The 16,298-nt window shown below is 69.9% G+C and carries 13 protein-coding genes and 1 pseudogene; 3 read left to right on the top strand and 11 right to left on the bottom strand.

What is annotated here, in order from left to right; genetic code table 11:
* Positions 1-27: 27 nt before the first annotated feature.
* Together ACFYPN_RS21100 and ACFYPN_RS21095 are read right to left on the bottom strand one after the other, a co-directional pair.
* Positions 28-3,090, bottom strand: coding sequence for a glycoside hydrolase family 3 N-terminal domain-containing protein (locus tag ACFYPN_RS21100; RefSeq protein ID WP_389300068.1), 3,063 nt, complete (start codon positions 3,088-3,090; stop codon positions 28-30).
* 153 nt (positions 3,091-3,243) lie between these two features.
* Entirely contained in the window at positions 3,244-4,218 is a 975-nt protein-coding gene (locus ACFYPN_RS21095; protein ID WP_358756551.1) for a LacI family DNA-binding transcriptional regulator, read from the bottom strand.
* Between the two features lie 357 nt (positions 4,219-4,575).
* Here ACFYPN_RS21095 and ACFYPN_RS21090 point away from each other — a divergent pair, with 357 nt between their 5' ends.
* Positions 4,576-6,462, top strand: coding sequence for a lectin (locus tag ACFYPN_RS21090; RefSeq protein WP_389300065.1), 1,887 nt, complete (start codon positions 4,576-4,578; stop codon positions 6,460-6,462).
* Positions 6,463-6,550: 88 nt separating this feature from the next.
* Here ACFYPN_RS21090 and cimA read toward each other — a convergent pair whose 3' ends face one another.
* The 6 genes and pseudogenes from cimA to ACFYPN_RS21060 all read right to left on the bottom strand — a co-directional run bounded on the left by cimA (position 6,551) and on the right by ACFYPN_RS21060 (position 12,368).
* Complete coding sequence (gene cimA / locus ACFYPN_RS21085; protein ID WP_389300062.1) at positions 6,551-8,158, bottom strand: citramalate synthase; 1,608 nt, start codon at positions 8,156-8,158, stop codon at positions 6,551-6,553.
* A gap of 276 nt (positions 8,159-8,434) precedes the next feature.
* Positions 8,435-8,809: pseudogene (locus ACFYPN_RS21080) on the bottom strand (MFS transporter); the annotation flags it as partial.
* Between the two features lie 248 nt (positions 8,810-9,057).
* Positions 9,058-10,221, bottom strand: a complete 1,164-nt coding sequence (locus ACFYPN_RS21075; protein ID WP_389300059.1) for a cysteine desulfurase family protein — start codon at positions 10,219-10,221, stop codon at positions 9,058-9,060.
* Positions 10,218-11,069 (bottom strand): hypothetical protein, encoded by an 852-nt coding sequence (locus tag ACFYPN_RS21070; protein ID WP_389300056.1) that lies wholly within the window; start codon positions 11,067-11,069, stop codon positions 10,218-10,220. Before ACFYPN_RS21070 ends, ACFYPN_RS21075 begins: the two co-directional genes overlap by 4 nt.
* Before the next feature lie 115 nt (positions 11,070-11,184).
* Positions 11,185-11,805 (bottom strand): hypothetical protein, encoded by a 621-nt coding sequence (locus ACFYPN_RS21065; protein ID WP_389300053.1) that lies wholly within the window; start codon positions 11,803-11,805, stop codon positions 11,185-11,187.
* 5 nt (positions 11,806-11,810) lie between these two features.
* The gene (locus tag ACFYPN_RS21060) at positions 11,811-12,368 is read right to left on the bottom strand and encodes a hypothetical protein (RefSeq protein ID WP_389300051.1); all 558 of its coding nucleotides are present in this window, start codon (positions 12,366-12,368) and stop codon (positions 11,811-11,813) included.
* A 207-nt stretch (positions 12,369-12,575) separates the two neighbouring features.
* Here ACFYPN_RS21060 and ACFYPN_RS21055 point away from each other — a divergent pair, with 207 nt between their 5' ends.
* Both ACFYPN_RS21055 and ACFYPN_RS21050 read left to right on the top strand, forming a co-directional pair.
* Entirely contained in the window at positions 12,576-13,646 is a 1,071-nt protein-coding gene (locus ACFYPN_RS21055) for a LysR family transcriptional regulator (RefSeq protein WP_389300048.1), read from the top strand.
* A gap of 21 nt (positions 13,647-13,667) precedes the next feature.
* Positions 13,668-15,008, top strand: coding sequence for a methyltransferase domain-containing protein (locus ACFYPN_RS21050; protein WP_389300046.1), 1,341 nt, complete (start codon positions 13,668-13,670; stop codon positions 15,006-15,008).
* Between the two features lie 122 nt (positions 15,009-15,130).
* Here ACFYPN_RS21050 and ACFYPN_RS21045 read toward each other — a convergent pair whose 3' ends face one another.
* From ACFYPN_RS21045 to ACFYPN_RS21035, 3 genes are all read right to left on the bottom strand, one after another.
* A complete protein-coding gene (locus tag ACFYPN_RS21045) occupies positions 15,131-15,514 on the bottom strand; it encodes a nucleoside triphosphate pyrophosphohydrolase (protein WP_358756538.1) in 384 nt (127 codons plus the stop codon).
* Positions 15,515-15,597: 83 nt separating this feature from the next.
* Positions 15,598-15,831 carry a hypothetical protein gene (locus ACFYPN_RS21040; protein WP_358756536.1) on the bottom strand — a complete coding sequence of 78 codons (234 nt, stop codon included), beginning with the start codon at positions 15,829-15,831 and terminating at the stop codon, positions 15,598-15,600.
* Positions 15,832-15,983: 152 nt separating this feature from the next.
* A complete protein-coding gene (locus ACFYPN_RS21035) occupies positions 15,984-16,181 on the bottom strand; it encodes a CsbD family protein (RefSeq protein WP_389300044.1) in 198 nt (65 codons plus the stop codon).
* Positions 16,182-16,298: the final 117 nt, after the last annotated feature.

The raw sequence follows: 16,298 nt of genomic DNA, 5'->3' as shown, positions 1-16,298 counted from the left end.
CTCGCTCGTACGCTCGCTACCGGCGGGTCACGCGGCCCGGTAGGCCGCCCGCAGCTTGGCCACCGCGCCGGTGAGGTCACCGGTGAGCAGCAGGTGGTCGGCCTCGGCGAACGGCTTGGAGACCGCCGCCGTCAGCTTTCCGCCGGTCTTCTGCTGGACCAGCAGCCGGGCCTGGTCGGCGATCACCTTGCCCGCGGCGGTGTTGCCGAGGTGGAGCTTCTCGGCGATCCCGGCCGCCACCGAGAGGGCGGTCAGGGTGGCCTCGCCGCCCGCGGGGGCCTTCTTCCGGGTGGTGAGACCCCAGCCGAAGGGGAACTGCGGGTCGTAGGTGGCGTCGCCCACGTTGATGGGCAGCTGGGTCTCGGACTTCGGCCAGGTGACGGGCAACTGGCCGGTGAAGGCGCGCTTGCCGTAGAGCACGTCGGCCACGCCGTCGCCCTCGGTGCCCGGGAGCCAGGAGGCGACCAGGGCGTCGATGTCACCGAGGCGGTCGCCGATGAGCTGCGGACGGCCGGAGACGACCAGGACCGCGCACTTCATCGCGGCGCAGACCTTGTGGATCGCGGCCTTGTCGGCGGCCGTCAGCTCCAGGTCGTTGCCGTTGCCGACGTCGCCGATGCCCTCGGCGTACGGGGTCTCGCCGACGACGACCACACCCACGTCGTAGCCGTCGGTGGCGGCGGAGGCGTCCTGGGAGTAGGTGACCGAGGAGGCGTCCTTCTTCATGCCCTCCAGGATCGTGGTGCCCTCGGTGATGTCACCGGAAGAGCCCTGCCAGCTCACCGTCCAGCCACCGGCCTGGTTGCCGATGTTGTCGGCGTTGGAGCCGGCGACGTAGACCTTCTGGTTCGCCTTCAGCGGGAGGACGGCGCCGTCGTTCTTCAGCAGCACCTGGGACTTGGCCGCCGCCTCACGGGCCACCGCACGGTGCGCGGCGGAGCCGATGTCGTCGATGTTCGACGTGTCGGCGTACGGCTTCTCGAAGAGGCCCAGCTTGAACTTCTGGGTCAGGATGCGGGAGACCGCGTCGTCGATCCGGGCCTGGCTGATGCGGCCCGCGGTGACCTCGCTCCGGAGTGTGCTGGTGAAGTCCTGGTACGCGGTCGGCACCATGATCATGTCGAGGCCGGCGTTGACCGAGGTGCGCACGTCGCTGGCGTAGTCACCGGGGATCTGGTCGATGGCCTGCCAGTCGCTGATGACGAAGCCCTCGAAGCCCATCCGGTCCTTGAGGACGCCGTTGATCATCTCGGCGTCGGCGTGCATCTTCACCGGGCCCTGGTCGTCGCCCAGGATGTCCAGTGAGGAGTACGACGGCATGACGGTGCCGATACCGCGGTCCACCGCCTCCTGGAACGGCGCGAGGTGCACCGCCTCCAGCTCCTCGCGGGTGACCTTGGTGACGCCCTGGTCGATCGTGTACGAACCGGTGGTGGAGGAACCGAACTCGGTGCCGCCGTCACCGACGTAGTGCTTCGCGGTGGCGAGCACCTTGTCGTCGCGGTCCAGGTCGCTGCCGTTCGCCGCGCCCTGCATGCCCTGGATCACGGTCTCCATGGACTCGACGAGCGCCGGGTCCTCGCCGTAGGACTCGTAGGACCGGCCCCAGCGCTCGTCGCGGGTGACGCAGACGCAGGGGGCGAAGTCCCACGGGATGCCGGTGGCGCGCACCTCGCTCGCGGTGACCGCGCCGGTCCTCTGGGCGGTCTGCGGGTCACGGGTGGCGCCGATGCCGATGTTGTGCGGCATGATCGTCGAGCCGATGACGTTGTTGTGGCCGTGCACCGCGTCCACGCCGTAGATCAGCGGGATCTGGAAGCGGGTCGCCTGGGCGCGCAGCTGGTAGGAGTCGATCATCGACGCCCACGCCTCGGGGGTGTTGGGCGTGGGGACCGAGCCGCCGCCGGAGAGCAGCGAGCCGAGGTCGTAGGAGGCGATGTCGCCGGGGCTGCGCAGCGCGTTGCGTTCGGCCTGGGTCATCTGGCCGGCCTTCTCGGCGGGCGAGAGGCGGGACAGCAGGTCGGCGACGCGCTGCTTCACCGGGAGCTTGGCGTTCTGGTACGGGAGGCCGTGGGCGTTGATGACGACCTGCGGGGTCTCCGTCGGGGCCTTCGCGCCGGTGACGGTGAGGACGAGCGGGATCGTCCGGGCCTCGGACGCCTTCTTCGCCTTCTTGGTGGTCACCTCGACGGTGTGGGTGGCGCCCGAGGCGGTGCCCGCCGGGAAGGTGTACGTCCCGGTGACCGGGGTGTAGTCGGTTCCGGCCACCGCGGTGCCGCCCTGCGTGGTGTACGCGACGGTGACGGGCTCCTCGACGGGAAGGCCGCCGGTCGTGGACAGGATGAGGCGAACGGTCGCCGCGCCGCCGCCGTCCACCGGGTGCACGGTGGCGTCCGTGGCGATGCCCGCGGTCAGCGCCGGGTCGGCCTTGCCGTAGAGCTCCATGCCGTCGATGGCGAAGGAGCCGGGCGCGCCGGTCGGCAGGGTGAGGGCGTAGCCCCACATCCGGTCGAGGCCGAGGATGTGGTCGATGCCGCCGACGGGCTGGTAGTCGCCGCGGTAGACGAAGTCCGCGAACGGGACCTCGACCTGGTGCCAGCCCTCCCAGTCGTCGGTGAAGGACATCGTCCACAGTTCGGACGCACCGCCGTTGGCGCCGCCGTCCTTGATCTCGAAGCTGATCTTCTTGCCGGAGCCGGGGGGCAGGGGCGCCTTGTTCTGCCCGTACCACCAGAAGCGGATGCCCTTGTGGGCGCTCCAGTTCTGGGGGGTCTGGTCGACGGCGAACTCGTGGCTCAGTCCGCCCCAGCCGCTGATGTCGTAGGTGCCTTCGAGGACCTTGGAGCCCTCGGGGGCGTCGGCGCGCTCGGTGAGGGCGAGCTTCGGCTGGTCGTCGGCGTCCGAGCCCCAGGTGAAGATCGAGTCTGCGGGCGGGGCGCTGAGGGGGACCTCGCCCTCGAACCGGTCGACGAGCACCGGTGCGGGGTCGTCGGCCGCCGCGGGGACGGCGGCCGTGATCAGTCCGGCGAGGACCGTGACGGCGGCGAGGAGGGCCCGCGCCGATCCTCTTCGGTGACGGGTAGCTGGCATTGCGGCTCTTCTCTCGTCTCGGCTGCGCGGGGTCCGGCAGCGGTGCGGGTGGGGCGAGGGGTGCGGGGGCGGAGGTTCGTGGGGGATCCCGCGGGGGGGTGGGTGGGTCCCGGTGGGTGCGGCCGTCCGGAGCCGCGGGTGCGCCGGGAGGGGTCAGGGCGCCGAGCGGCGCACCACGAGTTCCGTGGGCAGCACGACCGGTTCCGCCGGGGCGGGGGTGCCGCCGAGGTGGGCGAGGAGCATCCGGGCAGCCGTCTCGCCCATCGCCCGGGTGGGCTGGCGGACGGTGGTCAGCGGGGGCGCGGTGTGCGCGGCCATCGGGATGTCGTCGAAGCCGATGAGGGCGACGTCCTCGGGTACCCGGCGGCCGGCGGCGCGGAGCGCTCTCAGGGCGCCGGTGGCGCTGACGTCGTTGTGCGCGAAGACGGAGTCGAACGGGGTTCCGGATGCGAGGAGTTGGGCCATGACGCGCTCTCCCCCGCGTTCGGTGAAGTCGCCCTGGGCGACGAGGGCGTCCGGCAGCACGGACCGGAATCCGTCGAGCCGTTCGCGTACGCAGCCGTAGTGGGCGGGCCCACCGAGGACCAGCGGGCGGGTGCGTCCGCCGGCCAGCAGGTGGCGGCCGGCACTCGCGCCGCCCTCGTAATTGGTGGTCACGACCGAGGGGAATTCGGGGTGGTGCCCCCGGTCGTCGATCAGCACGATCGGCAGGCCGCCGCGGTGGAGCGCGGTGAGGTGGCCGAGGGTGTTCTCCGGCTCCACGACCACGAGCCCGTCGAAGGCGCGGGCCGACACCTGCGTCGTGAAGCGGCGCACGGACTCGGCGCCCCGGTTGCAGGTGAAGAGCAGCAGGCCGTACTCCGCCGCCTCGACGGTGTCCACGACTCCCTGGAGGACCTCGCCCATCCACGGCCAGGTCAGCGAGGGCACCAGCATCCCCACGGTACGGCTGCGCCCCCGGGCCAGGCCGACCGCTCCGGAGCTGGGGACGTAGCCGAGGTGCGCGATCACTTCACGAACACGGGAGGCGGTGGAACGGTCCACGTCCGCCTTGGTGTTGAGCACCCGCGAGACGGTCGTCTTGCTTACTCCGGCGGCCCGGGCCACATCGGCGATCGTGACGCGCAACGGAGCCTCCTGACCAGGACGTACTCGGGGCCTGCGCGCTTTCCGCCACCGGAACGGTGGTTTTCAGCCCGCCGGGACGTGACGAGGAGTGCCGACGCCGATGGGAGTGACGGCCGGCTCGCGGTACCGGTCCCGGAACCGGTACCGGCGTCGCGGCTGGAGTTAACTCCGCTCGAACAGAGCCGTCAATACTTCACACCGAGATTGGTCCACGCCCATCCGGCAAGCAGGCAAGGGTAGTTGTGCCTTCACTTCTTGGAGGAGCGCCCCCTCTTGACGGGGCCCGGCAAGAGCAGTTCACTCACGCCTCGATCGACGGCAACACCCCACCCCTGTGCCGAAGAAGGGCATTCCCCCATGATCCGATCGAACAGATCCCGCGGAGCGGCCGCGGCGCTCCTGGCCACCGCACTCGCCGCGGCCGGTCTCACCGGGCTGGCCGCACCCGCCGCCCAGGCGGCCGGCGAGAGCGTCTCCATCGTGCTGACCACGACCGACGACTCCGGTGGCCGTCACGTCACCCGGGGACTCCAGGCCCAGACGCCGGTCGCCTTCACCGCCGGCAGCGGGAGCGCGGGCACCACGGTGACGGTGGACGAGAACACCCGGTACCAGACCTTCACCGGCGGCGGTGCGTCCTTCACGGACACGGCGGCCTGGCTGATGAAGAGCAGCGGGGCGCTCAGCGACGCGACCCGCGACGCCACGATGAAGAAGCTCTTCTCCCCCACGGAGGGCATCGGGCTCTCGTTCGTCCGCAATCCGATGGGCGGTTCGGACCTGGCGAGGACCGGGTACACCTACGACGACCTGCCCGCCGGGCAGACCGACCCCTCGCTGGCGAAGTTCTCGGTGGCGCACGACCTCGCGGACGTCCTGCCGCTGACCAAGCAGGCGAAGCAGCTCAACCCGTCCCTCACCACGATGGCCTCGCCCTGGACCGCCCCGGCGTGGATGAAGGACAGTGGCCAGCTCAACGGCGGCTGGCTGAAGGCCGAGGACTACGGCGCGTACGCCGACTACTTCGTGAAGTACCTCCAGGCGTACCGCGACCAGGGCGTTCCGGTCCAGTACGTCACCGCGCAGAACGAGCCGACCTGCTGCTCCGGCTATCCCTCGATGAGCTGGAACGGCTCGGGGCTCGCCTACTTCACCAAGAGCGAGCTGCTGCCGAAGCTCCAGGCGGCGGGGCTCACCACCAAAGTGCTGGCGCACGACTGGAACTGGGACACCTACGACGCCTACGCCGCGCCGACCGTGGACGACGCCGCGGTGCGCAGCCACCCGAACTTCGGCGGGGTCGCCTGGCACGGCTACGGCGGCGACATCGCCAAGCAGACCGCGGTGCACAACCAGTACCCCACGATGGACGCGTTCCAGACCGAGCACTCGGGCGGCACCTGGATCGCCGACCAGCAGCGGGAGGACATGCTCAACATCGTCGACTACACCCGCAACTGGGCGAAGTCGGTCACCAAGTGGTCCCTCGCGGTGGACCAGAACCGGGGCCCGCACAACGGCGGTTGCGGCACCTGCGACGGGCTGATCACGGTCCACAACGGTGACAGCAGGAGTGGGCAGGTGGACTACAACATCGAGTACTACACGATGGGCCACCTGACGAAGTTCGTCCGCCCGGGAGCCTCCCGGATCGCGTCCACCGCCAGCTCCACGATCCCCAACGTCGCCTGGCGCAACACGGACGGCTCCAAGGCGCTGATCGCCTACAACGGCGGCTCCTCCGCCCAGCAGCTCACCGTCAACTGGGGCGGCTCCACCTTCGGTTACTCCCTGCCCGCCCGCACCTCGGCCACCTTCACCTGGTCCGGCACCCAGTCCGGCACCGGCGGCGCGACCGGCACCTCGGGGGCGTTCACCGGCACCGGCGGAAAGTGCCTGGACGCGGCGAACGGCAGCGCGGCGGACGGCACGGCGGTGCAGCTCTACGACTGCAACGGCTCGGCCGCGCAGCGCTGGACGGTGCAGTCCGACGGCACGATCCGCGCCCTCGGCGCCTGCCTGGACGTGACCTCGGCGTCGACCGCCGACGGCGCGAAGGTCCAGCTCTACACCTGCAACGGCACCGGGGCGCAGCGGTGGACGTACAACGCCACCACCGGGGACGTCGTGAACACGGCGGCGAACAAGTGCCTGGACGTCACGGACGCCTCGACGGCCAACGGGGCGCGCGCCCAGATCTGGAGCTGCACCGGGGCCGCCCACCAGAAGTGGCGGCTCCAGTGAGACCCGCCGCGTGAGCAGGGCCCGGTGACGGGCCGCCCCGCGCCCTCGGAAACAGCGGCTCGCGGGACGCCCGTCACCGGGAACGCCTTTACTCCGTGGGCTCGATCCCCGCCCGCAGCAGACCGAAGGTGTACGCGTCCTCCAGCGCCTGCCAGGACGCGGCGATGACGTTCTCGGCGACCCCCACGGTCGCCCACTCGCCCGTGCCGTCGCCCGTGGTGATCAGTACCCGGGTGGTGGAGTCGGTGCCGGTACGTCCCTCCAGGATGCGGACCTTGTAGTCGACCAGTTCGAGCTTGGCGAGCTGCGGGTAGATCCGCTCCAGGGCCACCCGGAGCGCCCGGTCCAGGGCGTTGACGGGGCCGTTGCCCTCGGCGGTGGCGACGATCCGCTCGCCCTTGGCCCAGAGCTTCACGGTCGCCTCGTTGGCGTGCACACCGTCGGGGCGGTCCTCGACGATGGCCCGCCACGATTCGGTGCGGAAGTAGCGGGGGGCGCGGCCGTCGACCTCGCCGCGGAGCAGGAGTTCGAAGGAGGCGTCGGCCGCCTCGTAGGTGTAGCCGAGGAGTTCGCGCTCCTTGACCCGGTCGACCACGCGGCCGACCAGCTCGCGGTCGCCACCGAGGTCGATGCCGAGCTCCTTGCCCTTCAGCTCGATGGAGGCGCGGCCGGCCATGTCGGAGACGAGCATCCGCATGCTGTTGCCGACGAGCGCGGGGTCGATGTGCTGGTAGAGGTCGGGGTCGACCTTGATCGCGGAGGCGTGCAGTCCGGCCTTGTGGGCGAAGGCCGACACTCCCACGTACGGCTGGTGCGTGGAGGGGGTCAGGTTGACGACCTCGGCGATCGCGTGGGAGATGCGGGTCATCTCGCCGAGCGCGCCCGCGGGGAGCACCGTCTTGCCGTACTTCAGTTCCAGGGCGGCGACGACCGGGAAGAGGTTGGCGTTGCCGACGCGTTCTCCGTAGCCGTTGGCGGTGCACTGGACGTGGGTGGCGCCCGCGTCGACCGCCGCGAGGGTGTTGGCGACGGCGCAGCCGGTGTCGTCCTGGGCGTGGATGCCGAGCCGGGCGCCGGTGTCGGCGAGGACGGTGGACACGACGGCCTGGACCTGGGCGGGGAGCATCCCGCCGTTGGTGTCGCAGAGGATGACGACGTCGGCGCCGGCCTCGGAGGCGGCGCGGACCACGGCCTTCGCGTACTCGGGGTTGGCGCGGTACCCGTCGAAGAAGTGCTCGCAGTCGACGAAGACCCGGCGGCCCTGCTCGCGCAGGTGGGAGACGGTGTCGCGGACCATCTCCAGGTTCTCGTCCAGGGTGGTGCGCAGGGCGAGTTCGACGTGGCGGTCGTGGGACTTGGCGACCAGGGTGATCACGGGGGCGCCGGAGTCGAGCAGCGCCTTGACCTGCGGGTCCTCGGCGGCCTTGCCACCGGCCCTGCGGGTCGCGCCGAACGCCACGAGCTGGGCGTGGGCGAAGGTGATCTCCTGCTGGGCGCGGGCGAAGAACTCGGTGTCCCGGGGGTTGGCGCCGGGCCAGCCGCCCTCGATGAATCCGACGCCGAAGTCGTCCAAGTGCCGGGCGATGGTCAGCTTGTCGGCGACCGTCAGGTTGATGCCTTCACGCTGTGCACCGTCGCGCAGGGTGGTGTCGAAGACATGGAAACTGTCGTCGGTGGCGGTGGCCTTGGTGGTCATGCGATGCGACTCCTGTCGGATGAGTGGATCCGGACGATCGGGCTCCACTTGCCCCCATCATCCCGCGCACGCCGTCCCGGCCTGGGTGGGGGCCGGAAAACGAAAAAACCCCTCGCGGGTGCGAGAGGTCTGCGCGCGGGTCTGGGGCACGGTGGCCGTGCCGTACGTGGTGGTACGGGACGGTCACTGCGGACCGGCGCGCCTGCTGCCAATAATCGTGGACAACGAGGACACGGGAGCAGTCTGGCACAGCACCGTCCCCCTGAGGGGCCCGTCTCAAAATGCGGTCGTGACACTCGTCTCGCCGGAGGGCCGCCCCGGAGCGGGTGCGGCCGGCTCACCCGCGCCGCCGATCCGGTACAGGTCCAGGTCACGCGTCTCCCGCATGCTCAGGTAGACGACGAGCGAGACGGCGGCGCAGCCGGCCACGTACCAGAAGTACCCGGACTCGGCGCCCGCGTCCTTGAACCAGAGCGCGATGTACTCGGCCGTCCCGCCGAAGAGCGCGTTGGCGACGGCGTACGGGAGGGCCACCCCCAGCGCGCGGATGCCGGTCGGGAACAACTCGGCCTTCACACAGGCGTTGATGGAGGTGTAACCGGTGACGACGAGGGCGGGCCAGAACGTGCCGGTGTGCTTGGGCATCACCATGTTCTCCCGCCGGTCTGTGCGTGTTGCCCTTCATCTCTGCTGTGCGCTCTGGCTGAAATGCAGGGGCTGACGAGCAGGACATGAGACCAGGCTTCCGGTAGGGCCCCGGCCGTGCCGTTGGTGTAGGCGACGCCATGGAGGCGAATTCGGCCTCACGCCACGCTGCCACGACTGAGCGGCGCTCGAAGGGCCGCCCCGGCGGGCCTGGGGGGATTTTCCCGCGGAGGCGTCCCGGTTCGGTTGGCAGGTCAGGCCGCGTGGACAGTGGCCGGCATCAGGGTGTGGGCCGTGCGGATGATCAGGTCGGCGGCCTGGTCGATGTCGGTGTCGGTGGTGGTGCGGCCGATGCTGAGCCGGAGGGTCGCGCGAGCTTGGTAGCGGGTGAGCCCGATCGAGGTAAGGACGTGGGAGGGCTCCCCGCTGCCGGTGCTGCAGGCCGATCCGGTGGAAGCTGCGATGTTGGGGAGGCGGTCGAGGAGGTCGGTGGCCTCGATGCCTGGCAGGGTGAGGCTGAGGTTCCCGGGCAGCCGCCGGTGCGGGTGCCCGTTGACGGTGGCGCCGGGGATCGAGGCCAGGAGGAGGCCCTGGAGCCGGTCACGGAGGACCCGGATGCGGGCCGGGGGCGGGACGGCGTCGGTGGTGATGAGATGGGCGGCGGCGCCGAAGCCGACGATGGCGGGGACGTTGGGGGTGCCGGCCCGCAGTCCGCGTTCTTGTCCACCGCCGGTCTGCTGGGCGGTGACGCGGGTGCCGCCACGGATGTAGAGGGCGCCGATGCCTTTGGGACCGTGAAGTTTGTGAGAGGACAGGGAGGCGAGGTCAACGCCGAGTTCGGTAACGTCCAGCAGTCCGCTGCCAGCACTCTGGGCGGCGTCGGTGTGCAGGCGAATGCCGCGTGGAGCAGTGATCTCGGCGATGGCCGCGAGCCGTTGCAGGGTGCCGATCTCGTTGTTGGCGTGCATCACCGAGACGAGCACGGTGTGCCGGGTGAGGACAGCCGCAATGTCGGCAGGGTGGACACGGCCGTACGCGTCGACGCCGACTTGGGTAAGGGTGTAGCCGTGGTGGTCGACGAGGCGCCGGCAGGCGGCGAGGACGGCCTTGTGCTCGATCGCAGTGGTGACGACGTGCCCGCCGGTAGGCCGGGCGGCCAGGGCGGCGCCGACAATCGCAAGGTGGTTGGCCTCGGTGGCGCCGGAGGTGAAGACGATTTCCAGCTCGTTCTTCGCGCAGATCAGGTCGGTGACCTGGCGACGGGCGCTGCGGATCGCCTTGGCCGCACTGCGTCCGAGGGCGTGCGGGCTGGAGGGGTTGCCGTACTCACGGGTGAGGAACGGCAGCATCGCCTGAAGAACACGCTCATCGAGCGGGGTGGTGGCCTGGTGGTCGAGGTAAATCGGCTGAGTGTTCATACGGCCCGCTCCTGGTGTCGGGCGGCGGCCGGTGCCGTCGCGGCGTACTTGCGCTCGCCGTCGACCAGGTCCCAGTAGATGGTCCGGGGCTCGGCGAACACGGAGAACGCGGTGGCCAGGCAGTGCCAGTTCCGGTTCGGCTGGGACAGCGCGAGGAAGAAGGCGTCGTCGAAGAGCCGACGCGCGCGCTTGGCCAAGGCCTCGCGGGTCGGCTGCGGGGCGAACAGGTGCAGGTAACCGCGCTGCCGCAGCCAGGATTCGGCGTGCTCGGCGCTGGCCTCGCCGTCCAGGTGGCCGCCGTCGGTGAGGGTCTGGGCGGCGAGGCGTTCCAGGCGACGGGTGCGGCGGGCGTCCTCGCCGCCGGGGCACTTATCCCCGGTGATCTTCCATTCGTGCCAGCGGGGCGGCTGGTAGTGGGCGAAGTCGACATCGTCAAGGTGGGCGGTGACCTGCGGCGGGATATGTCCGCGGGTCAGGTCCGCGACGTCGTAGCCGGGCCCCAGAGCTTCCAGGGTCAGCGAGCCGGGACGGCCGGGTCCGGGCCGGTCCATGCGGACAAGGACGGTGAGGCGGTTGGTGAAGCGGTTGGTGGGCTCCGCGAGGATCACCGCTCGGCCGTCCGCCAGCAGGGCTGCGGCCCGGGGCGCGATCTCCTCGATGGCGAAGGTGTTGCCGCCACGGTAGTAACGCTTGGTCTCGACCCCGCCGTCCGAGCGGATCATCAGCGTCTGGGTGCCGGTGGCGGCGGCCAGAACCTGGGCGGTGGTGCGGACTGCGGCCGCACCGTGGCTGGGCGGGATCACGCAGGCGTTGAGTACGGGCAGTTTCAACGAGTGCAGCAGGGCCATGGTCTGCCACTTTGGCCAGCGCCGGTCCCTCGCCGCCGCTTCCAGCTCGGCGGCACTGAGTGCGTGTAACGGGCAGGGCAGGGATATCGGCATCGCGCTGTTCCCCTCTCGTGGTTCAAGCGGCGTCCGTGAGACGCAGGTCGGCACTCAGCTCGGCGAAGGTGCGCTGACTGTTTTCGGTGAAGGGGTGATCGCGCCAGTCATAGGAGGCGCCGATGCCGAGCTGGTCCGCGCAGACGCGGCGTACGAACTGCCGGGCGAAGCCGGCCGAGGGCCAGTAGTAGTGCTCGCCGGCATGCGGGGAGAGGTAGAGGTAGGAGCCGTCCGCAGCCGCCGGCAGGTCGGTCATGGAGGTGAGCCGCAGGCCCGGCCCACCGATCTTCTCGTAGGCGGCGGTGATCTCGTCGGGGTCAGGGACGGGGATCAGGTGCAAGTGGCAGTGACTGCAGCAGGAGGCACCCAGCTCGCAGTCGCGCGGGCCGTGTTCGGCCAGGATCACCGGTCCGTAGCGGGCCTGGATCAGTGCGCGCATGCCCTCGGTTTCCTCTGCGACGCGCTGCAGGCTGGCGGGGGTGACATCGGCGGCGGCGTCCAGGTGCTCCAGCGGCATGAACAGGCAGTAACCCGGAGCCAGGGTCCCGACGGTCGGCAGCAGCACCCAGCCTTCTGCGGTCTCGGTGATGATCCGGGTCGTGCTCTCGCGTGCGGCGAATTCGGTGCAGAACTGGCAGTCCATCACGGTCACCTCGAACTACGGTTGGTGGGGAACTCATCGGCGTATCGGCTCTTCAAGTCGGCCTCGCGGCCGTAGAAGGGGTGGGGTGCGCTGCCGTCGGGGCGTGGGCCGTCCAGGGCGAAGACGAGCAGGCGGCCCAGTGCCATGCCGTGGTGCAGCCGCAAGACGGCGGGGCCGGTGTTGACCAGCTCCAGCGTCAGGTGTCCGTTCCAGCCGGGCAGCACGAACGGGCTGGTGACATGGACGGCCAAGCCGACGCGAGCCAGGTGGCTCAGCCCACCGATCATGCCCATCAGTCCGGCACCGAGCCGCAGGGGCTGTTCGACCGAGCCCAGCAGCATCTCGCCGGGCATCATCTCGTAGCTCGTCCAGTCGGTGACCGGCTCACCGTAGAGGTTGTCGATGCTGGCCTGGTCAGCCAGGTCGATCACCTGCGTGTTCGGATCGGCCAGCGGTTGCAGCGGTGAGCCAAGCGTCAAGAGCAGCCCGTCACCCCGGAGTTGACCCGGCCAATCCAGAGCGTTCTGTCCGATCAGCCAGTTGATCAACTCGGCTGAGAGCATGGCTCACCCCCGGGGGATTGGGCAGTACTTCGCTCCTAGCCTTCGGATCGAAGACGGCAGCTCAAATGTTCCCCGGGATACTCCCCGATATCCCTATGTCCGGTTGGACATTTAAAGGTTTTCTTGGGGTGAAATGCGGAGAAGTTCAGTTCCGCTGGCCGTGCGAACAGTGCAAGCTGAGTGAGGCCGTTTCAGGGAGGGGACATCATGATGCCGTCGTTACCGTCCGGACCGTTGAGGGTGCCGGGTCCCGAGGGGTTCCGCGCCGATTTGATCTCGTGTTCCCCCGACCTTCTGGACCTGACCTGGGACCAATTGAGGACACTGATCGTGGTGCGGGAGGCGGGGACCGCGCTGGCAGCGGCGAAAATTCTGCGGCGAGAGCAGTCCAGCGTGCAGAAGCAGCTGGACATCCTCAACCGCAACTTCCAGGCGTTGACCGGCGAGTTGCTGGTGGTCAAGCAGGGGCGGGGCCGGGACTTCCTCTTCACCCCGACCGGACTGGAGGTCGTCGAGCGAGGACGGGCGACCTTCGCCGACTGGCTTCAGGGCATTGCCGACTCCAGACGCCGGCTCGGCTCGACGCTCACAGTGGGAACCACCGAGTTCACCCTCGGCTTCCTGGGGCGGGTGTGGGAGAGGGTGGCCCCGCAGCTGCTGGAGCGGGAGATCGAGCTGAAGGTCGTGCACGTGCGGACCCGCGACTTCTGGAAGCGCCTGGACTCCAACCAGGTCGACCTGCTGTGCGGTGGGCTCGCGGCCGACGCCGCCGCCGAGAAGGTCGCCCCCGAGTACGACTTCCTCGAATGGCATCGCGAGGGCTTGGCCCTGCTGACGAACCTGCCGGTGCGCGAATTCGCCTCGAAGACCGTAGGAATCGACCGGCTGCGGAGCCTGCCGCTGGTCATCCCCTCCCGCGGGGTGATCACCGACTTCGTCGAGCGCTGGTATGGCCCCGACTTCCGCTCGCGGCTGCAGATCGCCGCCGAGATCGACGACATCTATTACGGACTCGCCCTGCTGCGATCCCACATGACTTATGGGTGCATGCTGTGTGCCCGCTCCCTCGGCGAGGCCGCCGTCGACGGTCGGCTGCCCAGCAGCGAGGACTTTCGGCTCATCGACTTCGCCGACGATTTCGACCCCATGCTCCAGCTGGTCTCCGGCGTCTTCGCCCGCAAGGGAGAACGCGAAACGTATGACGCCTCCCACCCGCTGAACATCCTGTGGGAGGCATTCCGCGAGGAGGCCGCCTGCGGCAAGCCCCTGCCCCTATGATCCCTGCTCTGGAGGACCTTAGTGCTGCTGGCCTCGGTCAACCTCAACAAGCGTCTCGGCACCTCCGGCGCCCGCGCGAACCTTGCCGCCTGGCTCCGCGAACACGGCGTGAAAGTCATGGTCGCGCAGGAGCCGTTCAAGCCGGCCGACCGGACGCCGCCGGTCCTAGGAGGCTTCACCTTCGCCGGTGGGGACGGGCGCCTGGCCGCCTGGATCAGCGAGGACCTCGCCCCGCCGACGGTGGCCACCCCGGCCCCGTGGGTTCAACGCATCGAGCTGGAGTGGTTGGTCGTCTACCAGGTGCACCTTGATGCTTATGCCGGTGCCTCCCGGGCCGCCCAGCTGACCGAACTTACCGCGCTGACCACGGCCGAGAAGGGGCACCCGCTTGTGATCTGCGGGGACTTCAACCTCGCCCGCCGACCCGAAGACGGTCTCTTCGGCGAGGAGACCAGCACCTTCACCACCGACGCCGAACGACGCGTCCTGGAGCAGCTGATGCAGGACGCGGACTTGGTCGACACCACCGCCGATCAGGTGCCCACCTTCACCTTTGAGCGGGTCTTCAACGGCAAGCCCAGCCGCTTCCGCTGCGATCTCGTCCTGCTCAGCAGCCATTTGACGCAGACGACCACCGTCACCGTGGACGCTGCGGTGCGAAGCGGTCCCTCCGCGTTCACCGACCACTCCGCGCTGCTGATCGACCTACCCCTCACTCTGCAGGCCGGCGAGCCGGACGACGTCCTCTTCTCCCTGAGCGAGCTGACCAGCGCCGGGCCCGCCGCGACCCCGGCCCGGCGGGGCTACCAGCCCCATAAGACCGCGATGAGCCGCCAGGCCCCCTCTCCGGCCTCCCGGGCGGTGACCGCGCACCTGACCGGCCCGCTCGGCATCCGCAGCGTCCTGGACCATGGCTGCGGCCGCGGCGCCGACGTGGCCCACTACCGCTCGGCGGGCCTTGAGGCCGAAGGCTTCGACCCGCACGAAGACTTCGGTTGGCCCCGCCCCGAACGGACCAAATTCGACCTGGTCACCTCAATGTTCGTCCTCAACGTGCTGCCCGACCCCTGGCAGCGGATCCAGGCCCTCAAGGACGCCGCCTCCTTCGCTCGCCCCGGTGGACATGTCGTGGTCGTCACCCGCTCACCCGAGGAAATCACCAAGGCCGCCGCAGACGGCGACTGGAGCGTCCATCACGACGGGTTCTGGTCCAGTCAAGCCAAGGGAACCTTCCAGCGCGGCATAGCTCCCAGCGAGATCAGCGTCCTCGCCCGCCAGGCCGGCCTCCAGCCCGCCCAGGGTGTCCCGGTGCTGCCGCTGCCCGGGGTCTGCCATGTGGTCCTGCACAAACCAGCCGCATAGGAGCGCACGGAGGAACGTGCCCAGTCACCTACGGACTGGTGCACGAAGCCGCAAACCCGCCAAAATCCCCAGCCGCCTAAGAAGTGGTGCGGAATCCGCGTAGCAGCTTCTCGGCGAGGCTCTCAGCGGTTGCCGGTCCAGACGATGCGCTCCGCGAAGCCGCCGCGCTCACTCGCCTTGGCCTCGCGGATCTTCTCCAACTGGTCCGTGTCGATGCCCAGGTCCGCGGCGAGCGCGTGCACGACCTCCAGGACGTCCGCAAGTTCCTCCGGCGCCTTCTCATCGGCGGCCTCCAGCACCTCGGCGGCCTCCTCGCAGAGCTTGTCCCGGAGCCGGTCGCGGTACTCCTGCGAACCCGCGACGTAGGTGACCGGGTCCGCCCCGTCCTCGCGGATGATCTGCGGAATCCGGTCCCGCACCAACTTGCCGACCTTGCTGTAGCGGTCCACCGGGTGTTCTCCTGCGCCTATCAGCGTGAGGCGGCCCCTGACGGCCGGCCCCTTCATGCCGAGGCAGCCTAAGGAAAACGGCACCCCACTCGCCAGGCGAACCGCCATTCCCACCCGTTCGGGTCCAGACGGGTCCAGGGTCACCGCCTCCCGTGAGTCCGTCCTGCATGGGCCGCCCGCTGCGGTGACGGATTCAGGACGGTGACACCCAACGCGTCGTCCCGGGCGGCCAGGGACTCATCGCTCTCGGCCATGGCTTCGGCCCGCTCCCGGGCGTACTGCTCGATCATGACCGCGTAAGTGCCCAGCAGGTCAGCCAGCCGCCGCTTCCCGTGCCGTACGCCCGGGAGCGCGGACAAGGGCGCGAAGGGCAACGATCCGGGGTACTTGCGTACGTTGCGTTCACCGGCGGAGGAGTGGGTTCCGGCCGGAGCGGCGGCTCGGCCGGCTGGTATCCCCCGCCCGCAAAGCCACCGGGCCCCCGCCGGAGAAACAAGGCGGGGGCCCGGGAGGCGACGGGGAGAACTCACTCGTCGTCGGTGATCAGCGGGTCCTTCGGACCGGACCTGTCACGCAGGTCCCTGCGCGCGTCGTCCACGGCGTCCTTCGCGGCCCCCTTGGCCTGGTCGGCCTTGCCCTCGGCGACCTTGCTGTGGTTGCCGGTCATCTTGCCCATGGCTTCCTTGGCCTTGCCCTTGACCTTGTCCTTGCTTCCGTCAGTCACGGGGCCTCCTCGGATGGACGAACTGTCACTGCCAACGTAGGTCACCTCGGCAGTGCCTGCAGAAGGGCGCCTGCCCGCCGGAGTCCGGACGAAACAGGGGCGGGCGAAGCCGCGGGG

The organism is Streptomyces sp. NPDC005576 (assembly GCF_042871745.1).
GTDB lineage: Bacteria > Actinomycetota > Actinomycetes > Streptomycetales > Streptomycetaceae > Streptomyces.
The sequence above is the reverse complement of the archived record's forward strand: the minus strand, read 5'-3'. Positions and strand labels throughout refer to the sequence as shown.